Genomic DNA, 16,165 nt, shown 5'->3' with positions numbered 1-16,165 from the left:
CGTGGTCTAGGGCGTGCAGCCGCGTGCCATCACCAATACGCCACACCTCCACACCCTTCTTAGCCATCATAGCAAGGTACTGTCCATCGGGTGTGAACACAAGGTGCGAGATCTCAGCCCGTGCTGTCAATGTATGCAGCAGCGTACGATCAGGAATGCGCCATAACATGACGCGGACCGTACCTGCGGAAGCCACAGCGCAACTTTGCCCGTCTGGTGCCAAAGCGGCGCAGCGTATGTTGCTCAAGTCCATGGTACGCGGGATAAGCGCAGGGACATCGTAGAACAGGAGACCTAACTGGTTGGCTACCAGCAAGCGAGTGCCATCATGCGCCCAGGTTACAGTAGGCGCTCCATGATAATGATAAATAGATGGAATTTTTGAACTAGATCGATACTTAATTTCGTCCCCGATTACTGAGAGAGCCCGTACAAGATATTCTCGGGTATAGATATCAAAGATAACAGGGCTTAACGCTTGATCTTCAGCACGCATCGCCTTAGTGATCGCATCGGTCAGAAGCCCCCGATCGTACTCTCGTTCACGGCGGAGTTCGCCCAGCAACGTCTCTACCTGCGACCGCGCCTGCTCTTGTTCACGGCGGAGTTCGGTCACTAACGCCACAACTTGCGCCTGGGTCTGCTCCTGTTCACGGCGGAGTTCGGTCACTAACGCCACAACTTGCGCCTGGGTCTGTTCTCGTTCACGGCTTAGCGTGGTTTCAAGCACCTCGATCCGTGCCTGATCTTGGGCAGCTTGCGCGGCAAGGCGCGCCTGAGTTTGCTGAAGCTGCCGTTCACGGTAGGCCAGCCGTGCCTGAGCCAGATCGCGCTCATAGCGCAGGTACACCTCGGAAGGGTCGGGTACGAGTTCGTAGCCACCCTGCAACTCCCAGCCACAATCGGGACAGATGGCGTCGTTGGGGCTATAAGGCCGGGTGCAAACGGGGCAGAGTGCATCGGTTGTCATAGTTAATCTCCTGGGGGCAATGCACCAAAGCAGCGGTAGACTTCGTTGACATGCACCGCGAAATTCAACCCAGAAGCAATCTCCTGGCGAATCCCGCCGTGGATCACACCGAGGACGTGCAAATCGGTCTGGCGGAAGAGCGGTGCCCCACTGCTGCCATGGGTCACCGTTGCCGAGATCTGAACAATAGCAATACCATCTTGCCGCCGGAGTGCGCTAACCGTTCCATCAGTCAGGGTAATTTCGCGCCCAAGCTGCTCACCCAGCGGGTAGCTCAACACTCTGACCAGATCGCCAAGCTGGCACTGGATCTGTGGGGGTGCCAGAGGCACCCAGGGGTAAGTGCCTGGGGGCAGGCATAGCACAGCCAGATCGGCCTGTGCATCCCATCCAACCAACTCTGCATCAAGCCAGGCGGTGGCATCGCTGTCAAGCGCAACCTGGATCTGTGCGGCCTCGGCCACCACATGGTAGGCAGTCAGCATATGGCCCTGGGGCGTCACGACAAAGCCAGTCCCAGAACCTTGCTCGCCGTGCCGAGTTTGCACGACAATATAACCTGTTGCGGCCTGGGCCTCGGCCAGCGACAAGGCGCGGCTGTGATCCAATGGCGCGGGTAGATAGCGTTGTAGCGGATAGAAACGCGGAGCCACGACGGGTGGTGAAGCAGGATCCTGCTCCCATCCCGGCACATCGGCAGCCATCAGGCACACAGGGGAGGTCGCATCCCATGCACCACCAGCCGCAAAGAGGCGTTCTGCCATGTGCATCTTCATGGCCTCGAACAGCGCACGGACGCTGCGGGCATTGCCAAAAGCCTGCGGATTGGCAACCTGTTGGGCCAAGAGATAGCTCCGCGCTGCCGCTGCGGCCTCGGGTGTCACCGTACACCCTTCGGCGACAGCCATCTGATCGAGAATGATCAGCCACTCGTCGGGCGTGTAGTCAGGAAACTCCACGCTCATGAAGCGACTGGTGAGGCCAGAGTTGCTCGCCTGAAACTGTTGCATCTCGCGGGGATAGCCTGCGGCAATCACGACCAGCCGATCGCGATGGTTTTCCATCGCTCGATTCAACTCGGTGAGCGCCTCATGCCCAAAGTCCTGTGGCCCACCCTGCGCCAGAGCATAGGCTTCATCAATGAAGAGCACCCCATCAAGGGCGTCCTTGATGATCTTCTTCGTCTTTGGCTCTGTCTGACCAACATAGCCCGCCACCAGATCGCTACGGCTAGCCTCAATGACATGGCCCCTGCGTAGCAGACCCAGCGCACGAAAGATGCGGCCCATCAGGCGGGCGACGGTCGTCTTGCCTGTGCCGGGATTGCCAACGAAGAGCATGTGCAACGAGCGAGGTGCCGTCATGACACCGCGTTGGCGCTGGGCCTGCTCAAAGCGCAACAGGGCCACCTGCCCGCGCACCCAATCTTTCACCGAGCCCAGTCCCACCAACTGGTTCAGGTCGGCCAGCACAGCTTCGAGATCAGGAATCGGTGCCTCCAGAAAGCGTTGAGCATCGGGCGGCAGATCGGCGGGCATGAGCGGCGTATCGACGGGCAGCTTGTGCTGGCGACGGCGGACGGCGCGCTGACGTTCCATGCTTTCGGCAAGATTGCGCATCACTCCTGCATTCCCGAACTGCTCATCACGGGTGGCATAGATACCGCCAACTACCTCACCCAGCCGTACCTCGGTCTCGGGTGGGCACGGCAAACCCTTGCTCTGAAGCATCTGGAGTACGATCTGCAGTAATTCGCTCGGATCGTAATCTGGAAAGTGGATCTTGTTGTCGTCAGGAAAGCGGCGACTTAGGCCGGGATTAGAAGCGACAAACTGCTTCATCTCATGAGGATACCCAGCTACAATCACCATCAAGCGCTCGCGCTCATTCTCCATGCGCGTTAGCAGCGTATTCACTGCTTCTTGCCCAAAGTTGCCCCGTGCTGGGTCGGCTAATTGGTACGCTTCGTCAATAAAGAGAACCCCATCCAGGGCGCGATCTATCACCTCATTCGTTTTGATTGACGTACCTCCCACATGCTCCGCCACAAGATCGGCGGCGGTGGCTACCTCTACCAAATGACCGCGCCGCAGGAGGCCTAGATCACGGTAAATCTCACCCATCAGGCGAGCAACCGTAGTCTTACCTGTACCAGGATTACCGGTAAAGACTAAATGCAAAGTCGGTGGCTCACTACTCTGCTCGATCAATCCGTGCTGATAGCGCTCGGCTGCATCAGTCATCAATGCACTCAATGCTTTGATGCGCTCCTTGACCGTTTGAAGACCGATGAGTGCATCAAGACGATCCCAAGGGCTAACCTCGGTCATGACCGAAGCCTGAAACCATTGCTGGGTACGTGCAGTGGCTTGATCGAATTGCCGCGTGGTGCGCAAACGACTCAGCCATTCGCGCACATTGATCCCCTCGGCTGCCATCCAGGTCGTAAGGCGCGCCCGCTCAAGCCAGGCAACACGAACACTATCTTGCAAGCGTACCAGATCAATCAGCCGGTTTAACTCTTCCACATCAGGCTCGCTAAGACGCACAATACTGTAGCTCTGACGGCCCTCGCGCTGATGCTCAACACAGGCACGCAGTTCCGGCAAGGGGAGGTGAGCAACAGCCGCATGCAAATCGGCATAGGTTGCGCTGCTAAAGACAAAGCAGCAGATATTCGTATTGCGTGATGGTAGTCGCGCCCATTCGCCAACTCGCCCTGCCAGGGTGCGTTGATCATCAAAGAAGCGCAACGTCGTCTCCGCTTGCAGCAAGATTACTGCCGTTTGAGGGGAGAGTTGCTGCATCAGGGTGTCGAGCAAGCTCACGGCATGAATATCGCTCATCCCATGCCCGTGCCGTGGCACAGTTGTGCCCGAGTGTACGGGTGCTTGTGGCAGCAGGCTCTGTTTCCCCAACGGCCCCCTGGTACGCACACGCTGCATTGAAGCACTAGCCTGTCCTGCGACAGCCACAGCTGGTGATGGCAAGCAAGCCTGCTGCGAATCACGGTCGAGGCAGTAGAGGCCACCACTATGGGTTGTAAAGAAGACAATCCGCCGAAAGCCGTGCTCACGCAAGAGGCGATGTAGCGCCTGTGGTAACCCACACTCTAGATAGTCTTCAGTAATAAACTGATCATTCACACCAGAACCGTAGAGCACAAAAAAGCGATGCCCTCGATCAAAGCGCAGTACCTGGCGCAGACGTTCCACTGCCATTATGAGCCTCTGGTTTGTTGACGAACTGGTTGTCGCTCGCGCACTTCATCGATCCGAGCATAGGCTAGGTCAGGCTGATCGTCTACACTCGTAATAGCACCCGTCTGGAGACCACGCTGCCGAAGCGCTTTCGCAATCGCTTCAGCACGAGTCCGAAGTTCGTGCTCAGGACGCTGTTGCGCATCATACGAATGAATATTCAGGTTATTCTCCCCTGTATCATTGGGGGTAACCACCACCGTCACTTTGCTGCCATCCAGATGGGATACCTGGGCGACAAAGCCATGACGCTGATCTTCACCTTCATAGGTATCATCCTGTAACTGAAAGCCTTGCTCCTCAAACGCCTGTACCACGGCATCGGCGATATTGGTGCGCAACTGAGAACTGATGACCGCATCACGCGCCTGGGCAATCGTCTGCTCCAGCCGTGCGTGCATGCTAGGCAGGGCCGTTTCAGCGAGTTGGCGCAATTCACTGGTAGTGAGAGGCTGCGCTGTATCCGTAATCTGAGTGATCAGCGCATTTAACTCCGCTTCCAACGCACTGAGGCGACCTTGGGTCCAGTAATCAACTTCGATCATGATGTCCAACTGGTTCGCTTGCAGATCCATGGCCGGACAGGTACGGTTGCGCTGCGCCAATGCCAGAATCTCGCGGGCTGTTTCGAGGCTGCGGATGTGCCACATCTGCCATTCACGCTCCAGACGTTCCAGTTCAAGGCGCAGATCAGAGAGGCTGCCATAGGCTTGCTGGGCCATCGTCACGGCTGCCTCCGCGACACCTTGAGCCAGGTTTGTTTGCGCCTGTTCGATCATACGCGCCAGACGATCGAGTTGATTCGGGGCAAGTTGCTGATGGGGATAGTGACGGTCAATAAAGTCGTGCAGGATCTGCGCCGTCTCAATCCAGGAGCTCGCCAAGGTGTCTTTGCGCTGCTGCTCACTCTCCATGCGTTGATGGATGGCGCGGATCTGCGTCTCACGGGTCTGGCGCTCCTGGTCAATGAGTTGGGTCAATTGAGCTGACTGTTCGGCCATCAGTACCTGAGTCTCGTGGCGAAGTTGCTCGGCGACCGTCTGCACATGGCGGAGCCGAGCTTCGCGCTCGTCTTTCACCATCTTGGCAGCCTCGCGCTGGGCAGTCTCAACTTCATCATGAAGGCGTTTAGCAGTATCGGCAATGTTTTGACGCAGCGTCCGATGCTGCTCTTCTAGGCGTCGCGCCATATCTGTCTCAACCTGCCTGACCTCTTGGCGCATGTGCTGGGCGGTCTGCTGGAATTCGCGTTGCCGCTGTTCGAGTGGCTCCAGGCGCCGTCGGAGCTCGGCTTCGTTATCACGCATCAAACGGTTCAGCACTTCGGGCAGATTCTGTTGCATCGAGCGTAAGTGCCCTTCTGCCATCTGTAAGCGTCGGTAGTCGGCGCTATCAATCGTCACTTGTTTACGTCCGCTCATCGGATCAACTCCTTGCTATGCATTGGGTTAAGGTCATCAACCTGCAGTGCGCGCTCTACATACATGCTCCAGAGCCTGATCAATCAGGGTTATAGCCCCTCGGGGAGGTACACCGACCAGCAAAACATGGTCAGCTTGAACTTGAATTTCGATCTGACGTGGCCCAGAGGCGAAATCGAACTCGGCAAGTCGATCAGTCAGGTAGTGAATGCGCTGATTACGGCTGCCACGCAACCCACGGTGATCGTTCTGCCTGGCGACATAGCGGCCATCAATCAACACATCTATTTGATCCAGCAAATCCGCGACACTGGGGCCGGGCGGATCGTCTCGCAGTTGGGCCAGCGTAAACCCACTGAAACAGATCAGCGATAGTGGGCGCTGCTCGCGTGCCAGGTTAATCAGTCGAGTCAACCCGGCAGCCTGGAGCATGGGTTCGCCACCCGAGAAGGTCAGTCCTGTTACCTGGGGATGGGCCAACAGTTCCGCTACGAGGTCTTCTGGCGCGACAGTCCGAGCTTGCCGCATGGGAATCCAATCGGGAGCGAGACAACCAGGACAGTTGAAGGGGCATCCCTGAACCCACACCACGGCACGCAAACCTGGGCCCAGGGCGTGGGTAGCTGTGCATGTGGCAGCGACATTCAACAGCGGCCATCCCCCGGTTTGCGTGGAGTTGTGGTACAAGGGTTGCATTACGCACCTCCGACAACATAGAATCTTTGCACTTCTTCAGCACGAGCCTGTGCTTCCAGAACCTTTGCAAGGATAGCATCAGCTTCCTCGAGAAAGTGCCCAACCCGCTGAAGCAGTTCCTCGGCAGAATGTACGTCAGGCTGCGTGCCCAGTGCCTCAGCCACCATGCGATCCGCCTGCTGATACAAACGGAGTACCTCAACATGTTGCTGGAATGCTGCCTCAAGATCCGCATAGCGTGCGGCAACTTCTTGCCATGCACGATAATTCTGTTGAAGATCGCTATGACATTGTTCAGCTTTTTGCAGCAAGCTACGCACTTGTTCTTGTACATATTCCAGTTGGTTTGGTGCAAGTGTAAGAAACTGCTCAGTCTGCTTGGCTAACTGCGCTTCAAGATCTTCTGCATTACATTCAGTAGCAGAACGATTGCGTTCGGCGATGGCAAGTTGCTTACGCAACTCCTCGACATGCTGTGCCAACTTCGACAGACGGTCTAACTCTTTGAGGCGCTTGCTGAGTTTCACTTTGTCCGCTTCTAAGCGCTTACGATCAAGGTTCTGCTTGTTCAGTTCAGCCTCAGCCGACCGCAATTTAGAAATCGTTTTATTGAGTTCGTTCAGCTGATCAGAGCCTGCGGCAAGGTCCTTATGTCGCTGTTCAAGCGCCCTTTTCAAGGCTTGGCCAGGATCGGCCCGCTCGATCAGTGTACCGACATTGTCCAAGCATGTATCACCCTGTTGAAGAGCTTGTTTCAAGCTAATCAAGAAATCCAGAGCCGTATCGGCATCATTCATATCCGATGAAGTAGTGAGCATAGCACACCAGGCAAACGCCTGGTGTAATACCTGAGGAGCAAGCTGCCATTCCGCAACCGATGCATCTGTCAGTAATTGGGTCAGCGTAGCGTGATATGAAGGTACCATTATGCTTCCTCTATGGGCATCTCTGGGCTGATATTACCAAGTGGGTAATGGCATTGAGTACCGCCTGAAACCGGATCAAAGACCAGAATACCAAGATTTGCCCGATCAACCAGCACTCCTACTCGATAACGTCCAGGCGGCGGGAATTCAGTCATAGATGTCTCCAAACCAATTGGAGTACCAGTTCCCATCAAGCGCAACTGCACAGGTAATTTGCCATACGTCTGCTGTTGCACATCTATGATCACATCTTTCCCATCACGCTGGGCATAGTATGGCTGAAGGCGTCCAGCGAGCATCCGGCCTGCCTCCACAATTTGCAGAGCTAGTTGGTCCAAGGTGGGGCGTTGACGATGAATGAGCAATTCGAGGGTATGAGGATAGTACTCCTCAATCTGGACACATTCGTTTGCAATAAGTGCTGCTCCCCGTGATACGGCATAGAAACGTTGATCATTATTGAGCGTTGTTTGATCGAGACGTCGATCATTTGCGTCTTGTATACCCAGACAGTCTAGAATGGCCTCTTCGACAAGCGGAAACTGGCTAAATCCACCCACAAGCACGACACGGTCAATAGGCCATTCCTGTTGCCGAGCCCGGTTGACGAGTTCATCTATCACCTTTGTCATACCAGTCCGAATGGAAGAGAAACTTTCACGCACCTCGTCAATCGTAATCTTATATTTACGCTTCCATCGATAGAACGGTGTGTCAATGAGATCGGGGTCATCATACTGTTCAAACCTACGCTTTGCTTCGTGATGTTTTTCCAGCTTGACTTTTTCAAACGCCAGAATATCTTCAACAACCTCAGGATCAAGTGGATCAAATTTTTTTGCGCTTTTCTGATAAACTTTGCGTACAACATGTTGATCAAATGCAACTCCGGCACTGCCTAAACCAGATTGTCCGCTACCGTGAAAGTCAAGTACCCGAATCGTGTAGCGATGTGCTGTTTTTGACACACGGCAAAGCACCATATCAAAAGTCCCCCCTCCCATATCACAGATAAGCAGATGCAATGGGTGACTAAGATCAGGTTTAGCATGCCAAATATAGTAGGCTGCGGCACAGACTGGTTCGCTCTGTAGATGATCCACCGGCAATTGCAAATCATCAACCAGAATCTGGCGTAACGCTTCGGCTCCTACGTTGGTCTGGCGCTGCCAGAGTTCAGGAACAGATACAACCATCCGGCGAATTGAACCATGACGACGTTCAAAACTATGCTCGCTTTCACGCAACAGGTAGTTCAAATAATCACGCATCACTTGAAAGGGAGAAGCATTCGCAGTCCAACCATGCTGCTTCCAATCGACCTCTTGCTTGAGTGGAAGCAACATTTTCATATTTTCGCAAAATACTGAACCCTCTTCATTAACTGCATCACTACGCGCAGCTTCACCAATCGAGATGATCTGGTGTTGATTGCGCGTGTGATATGCAACTGCAGTCGGTACATACGGATGGTCATTCGGAGGAACTGGATAACGAAATTGTTCCAACTGACCTTCCTGGTTGAAAAAGGCTATTTTGGTATACGTTGTGCCCAAGTCAACACCGATATTCATATGCTCCCTCTCTTAACTGATATGCAAGCGAAGCCAGAGGAGGCACACGCAGTGCCATACTAGATGATGATTATGCACAGCCAGTATACCGTATAATAGGCGTTGAAAGCGAGTCTCCCATGGCAAGATTCCAATAGGAAGACATCAATAACAACTGTGTCGAGACTTTCATACCTAAAAATAAAACTACCGGAAAATCATCAACCGCATTCAAAGCTATTGATCAAGCTCAGAATTTTTGCTATAGTAAGAGCAATTATCCTGATCGACTAGCTTGTTTTTACCTTTATAGGAACTCTTGTGATTTGTCATCACCAAGACCTTTCGAGCATATTAACGTAACATTATAATACATATGAACAATCCTTTTGCCCTAAAAAAGTGTCCTTTCTGTTTTGAACAATTCACACTCGGTGACTGTACAGTTTTTTCATCCACACAATTCGACGAAAATGGCGAAGAATTGGTAGTACGTCCAAAACTCGAAGGCATTAGACGAATTACAGAACAGTTTATACCCCAAAAACTATCCTATGATCTTTTTCAGAAACATCAACCATATCGTCAATGCCCAAAATGTAAAAAACCTTTACCGTATAACATTACCTCCAACGAGAATTGTGTAATTGGCATTATTGGCGGGCGAGGTTCTGGCAAATCTCATTATATTGCAGCACTTATTGAGACTCTATTATATCGTATTCCAACGTATTATGAGAAACTCGGTATTATTGAAATTGCCCCCCTACCAAAAATCCAGGCCCAATACCGACGCAACTATTATGAGCCACTGTTTGTCCAACGTGGCAAACTACAAGCCAACATCCCTGGAACACTTACCGATCCTCTGGTATTTACATGCTCATTCCGACCATTGCTTGAAGGCATGCATCCCCGTTCATTGAATTTGGTTATTATTGATGTTAGCGGAGAAGATCTTAGTAACGATACGAATATGGTACGCACTGCTCGTTTTCTACTGCATGCGAAAGGGCTTATTATGGTAGTAGATCCTCTCGTAAGTCCAAGTGTAATTAACTGCTTACCAGAAGGTTTGAAACCAACGGAGCCCTCAGGAGAAAATCCACTCGACGTCTTAAATAATTTAATTCTGAACACTCGTCAGCACCGAGGAATGAAGGATGGTTCTACGTTACCTTTACCGCTAGCCGTAGCTATTGGTAAAGGAGATTTACTGGGAAATGTTATCAATCGGTCAGATACACAAATTGCATCATTAATTGGACATGATAGACAATTAATTGATGCTGATTATAGAAACGGATTTCGTCATGAAATATACAATTATTTTAGTACTGCATCAGAAAAATTTCTCAACCAGTTTGATAATGCTCCATTGGTACAACGCGCTCGACAGGCATTCAGATCAGTGAGTTTCAGTGCAGTAAGTGCAACCGGCTCACATTTCGATGAGAAGAGTGGGAAGTTTCAAGCCTCCATTAGCCCACGGAGATGCGCCGACCCTTTACTATGGCTCTTTCATCAACTCGGTTATCTGCAAACTGAATCAGTCACGCCCGACCCCGGCGCAATTAGAAATCCATGAAGCACCAAGCCCAACTCATACAACTCTCTTGCAGGCTTTACTTCGGGTAATCAGGAGATCTGGCTCATGGGACAAATCGATCAACTTTGGTATACCGCTTCACCAGTTGGCCTTGGGACAACTGGATATCAAGTACGGGCGGCATCGCCAGGGCTAAGCGATTTGAATGCCCCTCGTTTTCGGCTGATTGAGGCTTTAATTCGCTATGAAACGCCTCTTGACACTACCCCTACTACCCTCGATCCTGATCAAGCACCTATTACCCTGGCCTTCCTGGAGAATAGTAAAGAATGCGTGGTCATCCATCGCGTCTTTGTAGGGTTAACCTGGGATCGCCGACCTGGTAACTTCTTTACCCATCTCTTGGCTGGCATTCCCACTGATATACATCCACTCGACATTATTCAGCATTGGGGATCAAGTTTCTGGAACTGTGACGATACAGGCCTTGAGCGAAGTCAAACCAATCTTCCTACAGTGAGTAAGGAAGACCTACTTCGACAAGTCCTATATAGCAAGCTGAGTTTAGAACTCATTAAACCAGAACAACTCATCTATGTTATTCGTGCCTTCCTGAGCCCCGGAACCAGCCAACGCCTTTTCATTGCTGCTCCGCCTGATCACGTAGCAAGATTGATCTGGGCATTGTTGAGATGCTTGCCTCGCTGTATGACTCGTCGTTTGCGCTTTAGTACCTATGAGCAGGATGTGACCAAGTCTGCCACACTTACTTCTCCAACCCTGGTAACTAATCGCCCCTTGATTGTCGGAACTTGCTATGGACAGGCTGCGGAGGATCATCGATTACGCTCACCACTACTTCCATCGGCCTTATTCACTGCTCAAAACTCTCAGGCTCGTGCTTATGACTGTTATACTGAACAAGGTAGCCCACTCAATGATCATCAACGCATCGCTAACTTCGCACATTTTGCTACAGCTTGCCTGCTGAGCAACGACCAGCAGCAGCAAGAAAAGCTTGAACGACTTATCAAGATTATTGATGATCGTGTTGATCCTGAGGATAGCGATGAGAACCACCTTCAAGTGCTCCTTACTGTCTATCGATTTCTTATGACTGAGGGCACCCAACCTCTGACTCGTGATGATTTGACCGATCTATTTAGTCAGACTTGGCCGGCAATAGATGTAATTGGCGAACAAGTTGTACAAACAACTTTTCTTAATCTAGCACTGAATGACGCAACTTGGTGGGAACAATATGGAAAAAAAGGTCTAGAGGCAATATGTCGTCACGCAGAAAGTCAACCAAATAAAAAACTAAAAGCAGATCTTAAAAAATTAGCTGATGCATGTGTAAGAGTTTTTCATGAAGCACTCCAACAACATCACACTAAACACTTTGATATCGCATATGCCATCCTGAGACAATGCGATCAACATCGGGTTCAAAAGGAATTGATCGCTATTTTAGAAACCTATGCAAGCCCTAACGACTCGTCACGCTATCCCTTCGAGTTACGCATAAAACTGCTCTCCACCTGGAGTAGTTATAAACTAAGTGGAGATCAAGAGGGCTTGTATCAACGTTGGTTGATTCTTACCTGGGATCAACTCGTAGATTTTCTGAAATGTAATCAATTAACCTCGGCACGCAAAAAGCAGGCTATTGAGCTAAAGATATTAGGTGATGAGAGCTTGTCATCACAAACTTTTTATAAACTTTCTAGGAGCGAAGAATGGAGACGATTATTACCAGATGTAATTCAACATATAGCTGATGGGTCTAATGCAAAAAGATTAGTAGACTTCTATGTTGATTTACCTCGAATTGAGAACAACAAACAAGATAATAATGATTTTTTTAATCATCTTCTACTTTGTTCAAAACATTTTGCTCCTGAAGACATCGATAGACTTTTGAAAGCAAGAAAAATGAATGATACTGACGTCATTAAATTAATCATAAGCAATAAATCACTACAGCGAGATTTCGATCAACGTCCCTATACAACCACACTTCTTCAACGATCCATCGCGGATATCTCTCTCAAAAACATTGATGAAAAAATACCATTGCTTGATATTGTGAGCAATGTACAGACAAGTATCCCGCTGAAAGCCACTGCTCAACAAGCAAAAGCATGGCTCTCCATCAAAGCATTCCGTGACAAACCAAACACCCATTCTCAGACGTTACAAGCTTTGGAGGAAGCACTACGCAGTATGCCGTCTGAGATAACGAAAGAATTGACTCAGTGGCTGCTGACAGTTCTTGCCCCTCTGCCAGAGAATAGCGATGAACTGCTTGAGATTATGAAGGTATTGGGACCATCTTTCGACTCAATTCAGAGGTCGCCCCAACATTCATTCGCCACTAGTGACTCCGAATGGGTTCTGTTTTTCAGACTATTCGAATATGTACTAGAGCATCATCAACGAAAGCCAGATCTTATTGCACTTTATGCTGAAGTGCTTTTCCGTCAACCCTTCCCTTCGAAGCTATCCTCAAGCGCAACGAGAACAAATAAGAATCAAGAGAAGGTTTTAAAGTTATTAGTAAAATCCAACCGCAGCGTATACAAAGCAATTGACAAGTACTCCCGGCAATGGGACAGTCCCAACAAAGAGCACTGGCACAGTTTTGCGGAAAAGCATTATTCAAAATCACTTTTTGAGCGAATTTTCAAAGATAAGACAAATCTACTGATATTAATACTCTCTATTGTCTTAATTCTACTCTTAAGTTTTGTATCTATTCGACTAATAGAGCACTTATATCCAACATCAATGCATCGTATTGGTCAATCTTCAATATCAACTATTATCAAGATGGCTCAAGAATTATTTGGTAATGAGACGATCCAGCCTCTATCTTCGACAGAAACTGTTGATAATGAAATGGTAAGCACAGGCTCACAAGAATCTTTGCCATCTATATACGCAGCAGATCAGTTGATACTACCAAGCACAACACCGATTATCTCGCCTGCATCACAAAACGAGGCAGTCTCCACTAAAACAACTACCAAATTACCTTTTTATTATGCACCCAATTTCGACCAACAAGCCGGCATTTTTGAATCGGAAACCACACTCTTGCTACTGGCACGCTATAGTGGATCAGATAATTGGCTGCAAATTCGAGAGCCTCGATCTGGCGAGGAATTCTGGGTTGAAGCTTCACAACTTAATATTTCTTCGCGTGTTATACAGAGTTTGCCTTCTCGATAATGGCCGGGGATGGTTGCCAGCAATTGCCTAACCCGCAACAAAAACCAATAACCCGATTTCAACTTTATGCTAGCACCACCGCCCGTTGAAACAGATAATCCTCAAACCGCCGCAGGCTCACCAGGCGCAGACGCGGGGGGTCGTCAGGGCTAAAGGCGGTGCCTTCGACAAGGCTGGTGCGCGGGTGCGCGGGCGGCGGGCGGTTACCGACGATGATCGGGCTAAGCGTGGTAAAGACTTCGTCAATCAGGCGATCTCGCAGCAGTTCGCCATAGACACGCGCGCCACCTTCGCTCAGCAGTGTCGTGATGCCATGCTCAACGCGCAGGGTCTGGAACAACAGGGCGAGTTCAACCCGTTCCCCAGGGGCCACGACGATCGTCAGGTTGGGATGGTCGGGCAAGGCGGCACGCACGCGCTCCGCGCCGGCGGCGGTGGTCGCAATGAGCAACGGTTGACCAGGGACATGCAGCGCGGGCGCACTGGCAGGCAGATCACCGCGGCCACTGATCACCACCAGCATCGGCAACGGCTGACGACCCTCGGCGGCCCGGAGCGCCGCCAGCTCCACCTCGGCAGAGGGAAACGGCTCCCACGGCGTCCAGCGATGGCGTTCAGCGACCCGCAGCGTCCCGCCGCCCGTCAGGATTGCGTCGGCGCGGGCGCGGATCAAGGCCATCAGCCAGACATCATGAGGAGCGTGGCGGCTCACGTCGCCACCACCAGAACGGCGCGGCTCATCAAAAGAGATGCGGCCATCCTGGGAGACCACAAAATTGGTGAAGGTGTAGGGACGTTCGGCGGGCGCGGGCGGCATGCGCCAATCGCTCCCGTACAGCGCCTGGAAAAGCAAAGGAAGACCAGGGCCACTGCCCCGGTCTTCGTCAAAAAGCAGCGTATAGGGCACAATCACAGAGGCACAACCATGCCCAGGCGACTCGTGCCAGCCGTGAGGCGATCACCGCTCTGCACCTGGAGGCGCGCCGAATCGCGTTGCAGATAGAGGTCAGCGCGGGTGCCAAAACGGGCGGTACCGAGACGCGTACCGGCGTCAACCCGATCGCCAGGACGCACCCGACAGACGAGGCGGCGGCCAATTGGCCCGGCGATCATCGCCAGCAGGATTGGCCCCCACTCGGTGTGCAGGCCGAGGTAGATGCGATCATTGCGATCACCGGCCTCGGCATCGCCAACCGAGCGAAACTCGCCTGCGACATGCTCGACCAGACGCACCATCCCTGCGACCGGACTCCGCACAAACGGCACATTCAGTGCGCTGATGCCAATGCTGATCCGCAAGCAATCGGAATGGATAAACCGATGCTCGTAGACATCATCAACATTGAGCACCACGCCATCGGCGACCGCAAAGAGCGTTGCTGGCTCGTAGGGCGTAGTGCGTTCAGGGTCGCGGTAGAGGGCAGCGGTCAGGGCGGTGAGCGCAAGCGGCACGGCGGCGAAACGAGGGCGCAACCCAAGGGTCAACCCAGTCAACCCAAGCCCAAGCCCAAGCAGAGGCGTCGCCTCAGGATCAAGTCCGGGGATCAGTTGCGGGCGTTCATTTGGAAGTGTCTGCTCTGGCATAAGGCATATCGTCGGGGCAGGTGCCCATTAGTAAGCTTGTTTCATCCTCTATCTCCTGATTCTAGCACGGCCGTCGCATGAACGCAACTAGAGAAACTGGTATAATAGAGATCATGTCAAACCCATTTCGAGCCTTTGGCAGCGCGGTGCGGGATCTCTTTGACGAGATTCTTGTGCTGACCGTCTGCAACCTGATCTGGGCGCTGCTCTGTCTCCCGACCTGGATCTTTGCCAACTTCTTGCTTGGCGAAGGCCAGCCCTTGCTGGCCGGAGTGACGCTGCTGGCCGGTATTTTGCCGACTGGCCCTGCAACAGCCGGGTTATCCTATATAGCCTACCGAGTCGTTGATGGACGCGCCGTCAAGCTCAACGACTATTTTGAGGGGATGCGGCGCTACGCCCGTGCGGGCTGGATCATGGCCGCCATCTGGCTCACCGGGTTTGTCACGATTATCTTCAACCTCAATTTTTATGGTGGTGGTGACAGCATCTTCAGCGTCCTGATGGTGGTCTTCTGGTTCTACGTGCTGCTCTTCTGGCTTGCCACCCTGATCTACGCGCCGGCGCTGGGGCATCTGCAAGAGCAACCAACCGTGCGGATGCTTGCGCGCAATACTTTTTTGATGGTCATGGGCCGTCCGATCTACACCCTGGTGACCCTCGTGCTGATGGGGGTCTTCTTTGGCTTGAGTCTGGTTCTGCTCATCGTACCACTCATGATCACCTTCAGCTTCTTTGCCGTCTGGGGCGCACGAGCGACCAAGCAGCTTGTTGATGAAGCCCGTCGGCGACGGGAAGAGGCAGCCGGCACCAAGGCAGCGTCCAGTGGGGTCGAAGAACGAGGACGCAAAGGCCAGGTACGGCCCAAATAAGTGTTAGACAAGGTTTCAGAAAGGGCCTTTGAGCGTGACCGTTGGAGTGCCGACTTCAACGCTTGGTGTGAGATCAGATGATCTACCAATCAATCAAATC

11 protein-coding genes are annotated in these 16,165 nt (G+C 52.0%); 3 read left to right on the top strand and 8 right to left on the bottom strand.

Annotation, left to right across the window (positions count from 1 at the left end; all coding sequences use genetic code 11):
- From EYB53_RS12300 to EYB53_RS12275, 6 genes are all read right to left on the bottom strand, one after another.
- Positions 1–970, bottom strand: a 970-nt coding sequence (locus tag EYB53_RS12300) for a WD40 repeat domain-containing protein (RefSeq protein WP_167857373.1), incomplete at its 3' end; no start/stop codon positions are given.
- Between the two features lie 2 nt (positions 971–972).
- The gene (locus EYB53_RS12295) at positions 973–4,191 is read right to left on the bottom strand and encodes an AAA family ATPase (protein WP_135478481.1); all 3,219 of its coding nucleotides are present in this window, start codon (positions 4,189–4,191) and stop codon (positions 973–975) included.
- Positions 4,191–5,651 (bottom strand): coiled-coil domain-containing protein, encoded by a 1,461-nt coding sequence (locus tag EYB53_RS12290; protein WP_135478480.1) that lies wholly within the window; start codon positions 5,649–5,651, stop codon positions 4,191–4,193. The genes EYB53_RS12295 and EYB53_RS12290 overlap by 1 nt, the downstream gene beginning before the upstream one ends.
- A 36-nt stretch (positions 5,652–5,687) precedes the next feature.
- Positions 5,688–6,347, bottom strand: a complete 660-nt coding sequence (locus EYB53_RS12285; RefSeq protein WP_135478479.1) for a 4Fe-4S single cluster domain-containing protein — start codon at positions 6,345–6,347, stop codon at positions 5,688–5,690.
- Complete coding sequence (locus tag EYB53_RS12280) at positions 6,347–7,273, bottom strand: coiled-coil domain-containing protein (protein ID WP_135478478.1); 927 nt, start codon at positions 7,271–7,273, stop codon at positions 6,347–6,349. Before EYB53_RS12280 ends, EYB53_RS12285 begins: the two co-directional genes overlap by 1 nt.
- Entirely contained in the window at positions 7,273–8,847 is a 1,575-nt protein-coding gene (locus EYB53_RS12275) for an Hsp70 family protein (protein WP_135478477.1), read from the bottom strand. The genes EYB53_RS12280 and EYB53_RS12275 overlap by 1 nt, the downstream gene beginning before the upstream one ends.
- Before the next feature lie 355 nt (positions 8,848–9,202).
- Here EYB53_RS12275 and EYB53_RS12270 point away from each other — a divergent pair, with 355 nt between their 5' ends.
- Positions 9,203–10,414, top strand: a complete 1,212-nt coding sequence (locus EYB53_RS12270; protein ID WP_135478476.1) for a hypothetical protein — start codon at positions 9,203–9,205, stop codon at positions 10,412–10,414.
- A gap of 66 nt (positions 10,415–10,480) precedes the next feature.
- A complete protein-coding gene (locus tag EYB53_RS12265; RefSeq protein WP_135478475.1) occupies positions 10,481–13,609 on the top strand; it encodes a GAP1-N2 domain-containing protein in 3,129 nt (1,042 codons plus the stop codon).
- A gap of 64 nt (positions 13,610–13,673) precedes the next feature.
- Here the strand turns inward: EYB53_RS12265 and EYB53_RS12260 are convergent, their stop codons facing one another.
- Both EYB53_RS12260 and EYB53_RS12255 read right to left on the bottom strand, forming a co-directional pair.
- Positions 13,674–14,522 (bottom strand): RibD family protein, encoded by an 849-nt coding sequence (locus EYB53_RS12260; RefSeq protein WP_135478474.1) that lies wholly within the window; start codon positions 14,520–14,522, stop codon positions 13,674–13,676.
- The gene (locus EYB53_RS12255; protein WP_135478473.1) at positions 14,519–15,193 is read right to left on the bottom strand and encodes a phosphatidylserine decarboxylase; all 675 of its coding nucleotides are present in this window, start codon (positions 15,191–15,193) and stop codon (positions 14,519–14,521) included. Before EYB53_RS12255 ends, EYB53_RS12260 begins: the two co-directional genes overlap by 4 nt.
- Positions 15,194–15,306: 113 nt before the next feature.
- Between EYB53_RS12255 and EYB53_RS12250 the strand changes: the two genes are divergently transcribed.
- A complete protein-coding gene (locus EYB53_RS12250; protein ID WP_135478472.1) occupies positions 15,307–16,065 on the top strand; it encodes a YesL family protein in 759 nt (252 codons plus the stop codon).
- Positions 16,066–16,165: the final 100 nt, after the last annotated feature.

This window comes from Candidatus Chloroploca mongolica (assembly GCF_004762035.2).
In the GTDB taxonomy this organism is placed as follows: Bacteria; Chloroflexota; Chloroflexia; order Chloroflexales; family Chloroflexaceae; genus Chloroploca; species Chloroploca mongolica.
This window is presented reverse-complemented; position numbering and strand designations above follow the sequence as displayed.

Excerpts from the sequence above, each read along its gene's own strand:
- EYB53_RS12265 (WP_135478475.1), top strand. The coding sequence starts at position 10,481 with ATGGGACAAATCGATCAACTTTGGTATACCGCTTCACCAGTTGGCCTT.
- EYB53_RS12295 (WP_135478481.1), bottom strand. The coding sequence starts at position 4,191 with ATGGCAGTGGAACGTCTGCGCCAGGTACTGCGCTTTGATCGAGGGCAT.
- EYB53_RS12275 (WP_135478477.1), bottom strand. The coding sequence starts at position 8,847 with ATGAATATCGGTGTTGACTTGGGCACAACGTATACCAAAATAGCCTTT.
- EYB53_RS12290 (WP_135478480.1), bottom strand. The coding sequence starts at position 5,651 with ATGAGCGGACGTAAACAAGTGACGATTGATAGCGCCGACTACCGACGC.
- EYB53_RS12255 (WP_135478473.1), bottom strand. The coding sequence starts at position 15,193 with ATGCCAGAGCAGACACTTCCAAATGAACGCCCGCAACTGATCCCCGGA.
- EYB53_RS12270 (WP_135478476.1), top strand. The coding sequence starts at position 9,203 with ATGAACAATCCTTTTGCCCTAAAAAAGTGTCCTTTCTGTTTTGAACAA.
- EYB53_RS12280 (WP_135478478.1), bottom strand. The coding sequence starts at position 7,273 with ATGGTACCTTCATATCACGCTACGCTGACCCAATTACTGACAGATGCA.
- EYB53_RS12250 (WP_135478472.1), top strand. The coding sequence starts at position 15,307 with ATGTCAAACCCATTTCGAGCCTTTGGCAGCGCGGTGCGGGATCTCTTT.
- EYB53_RS12285 (WP_135478479.1), bottom strand. The coding sequence starts at position 6,347 with ATGCAACCCTTGTACCACAACTCCACGCAAACCGGGGGATGGCCGCTG.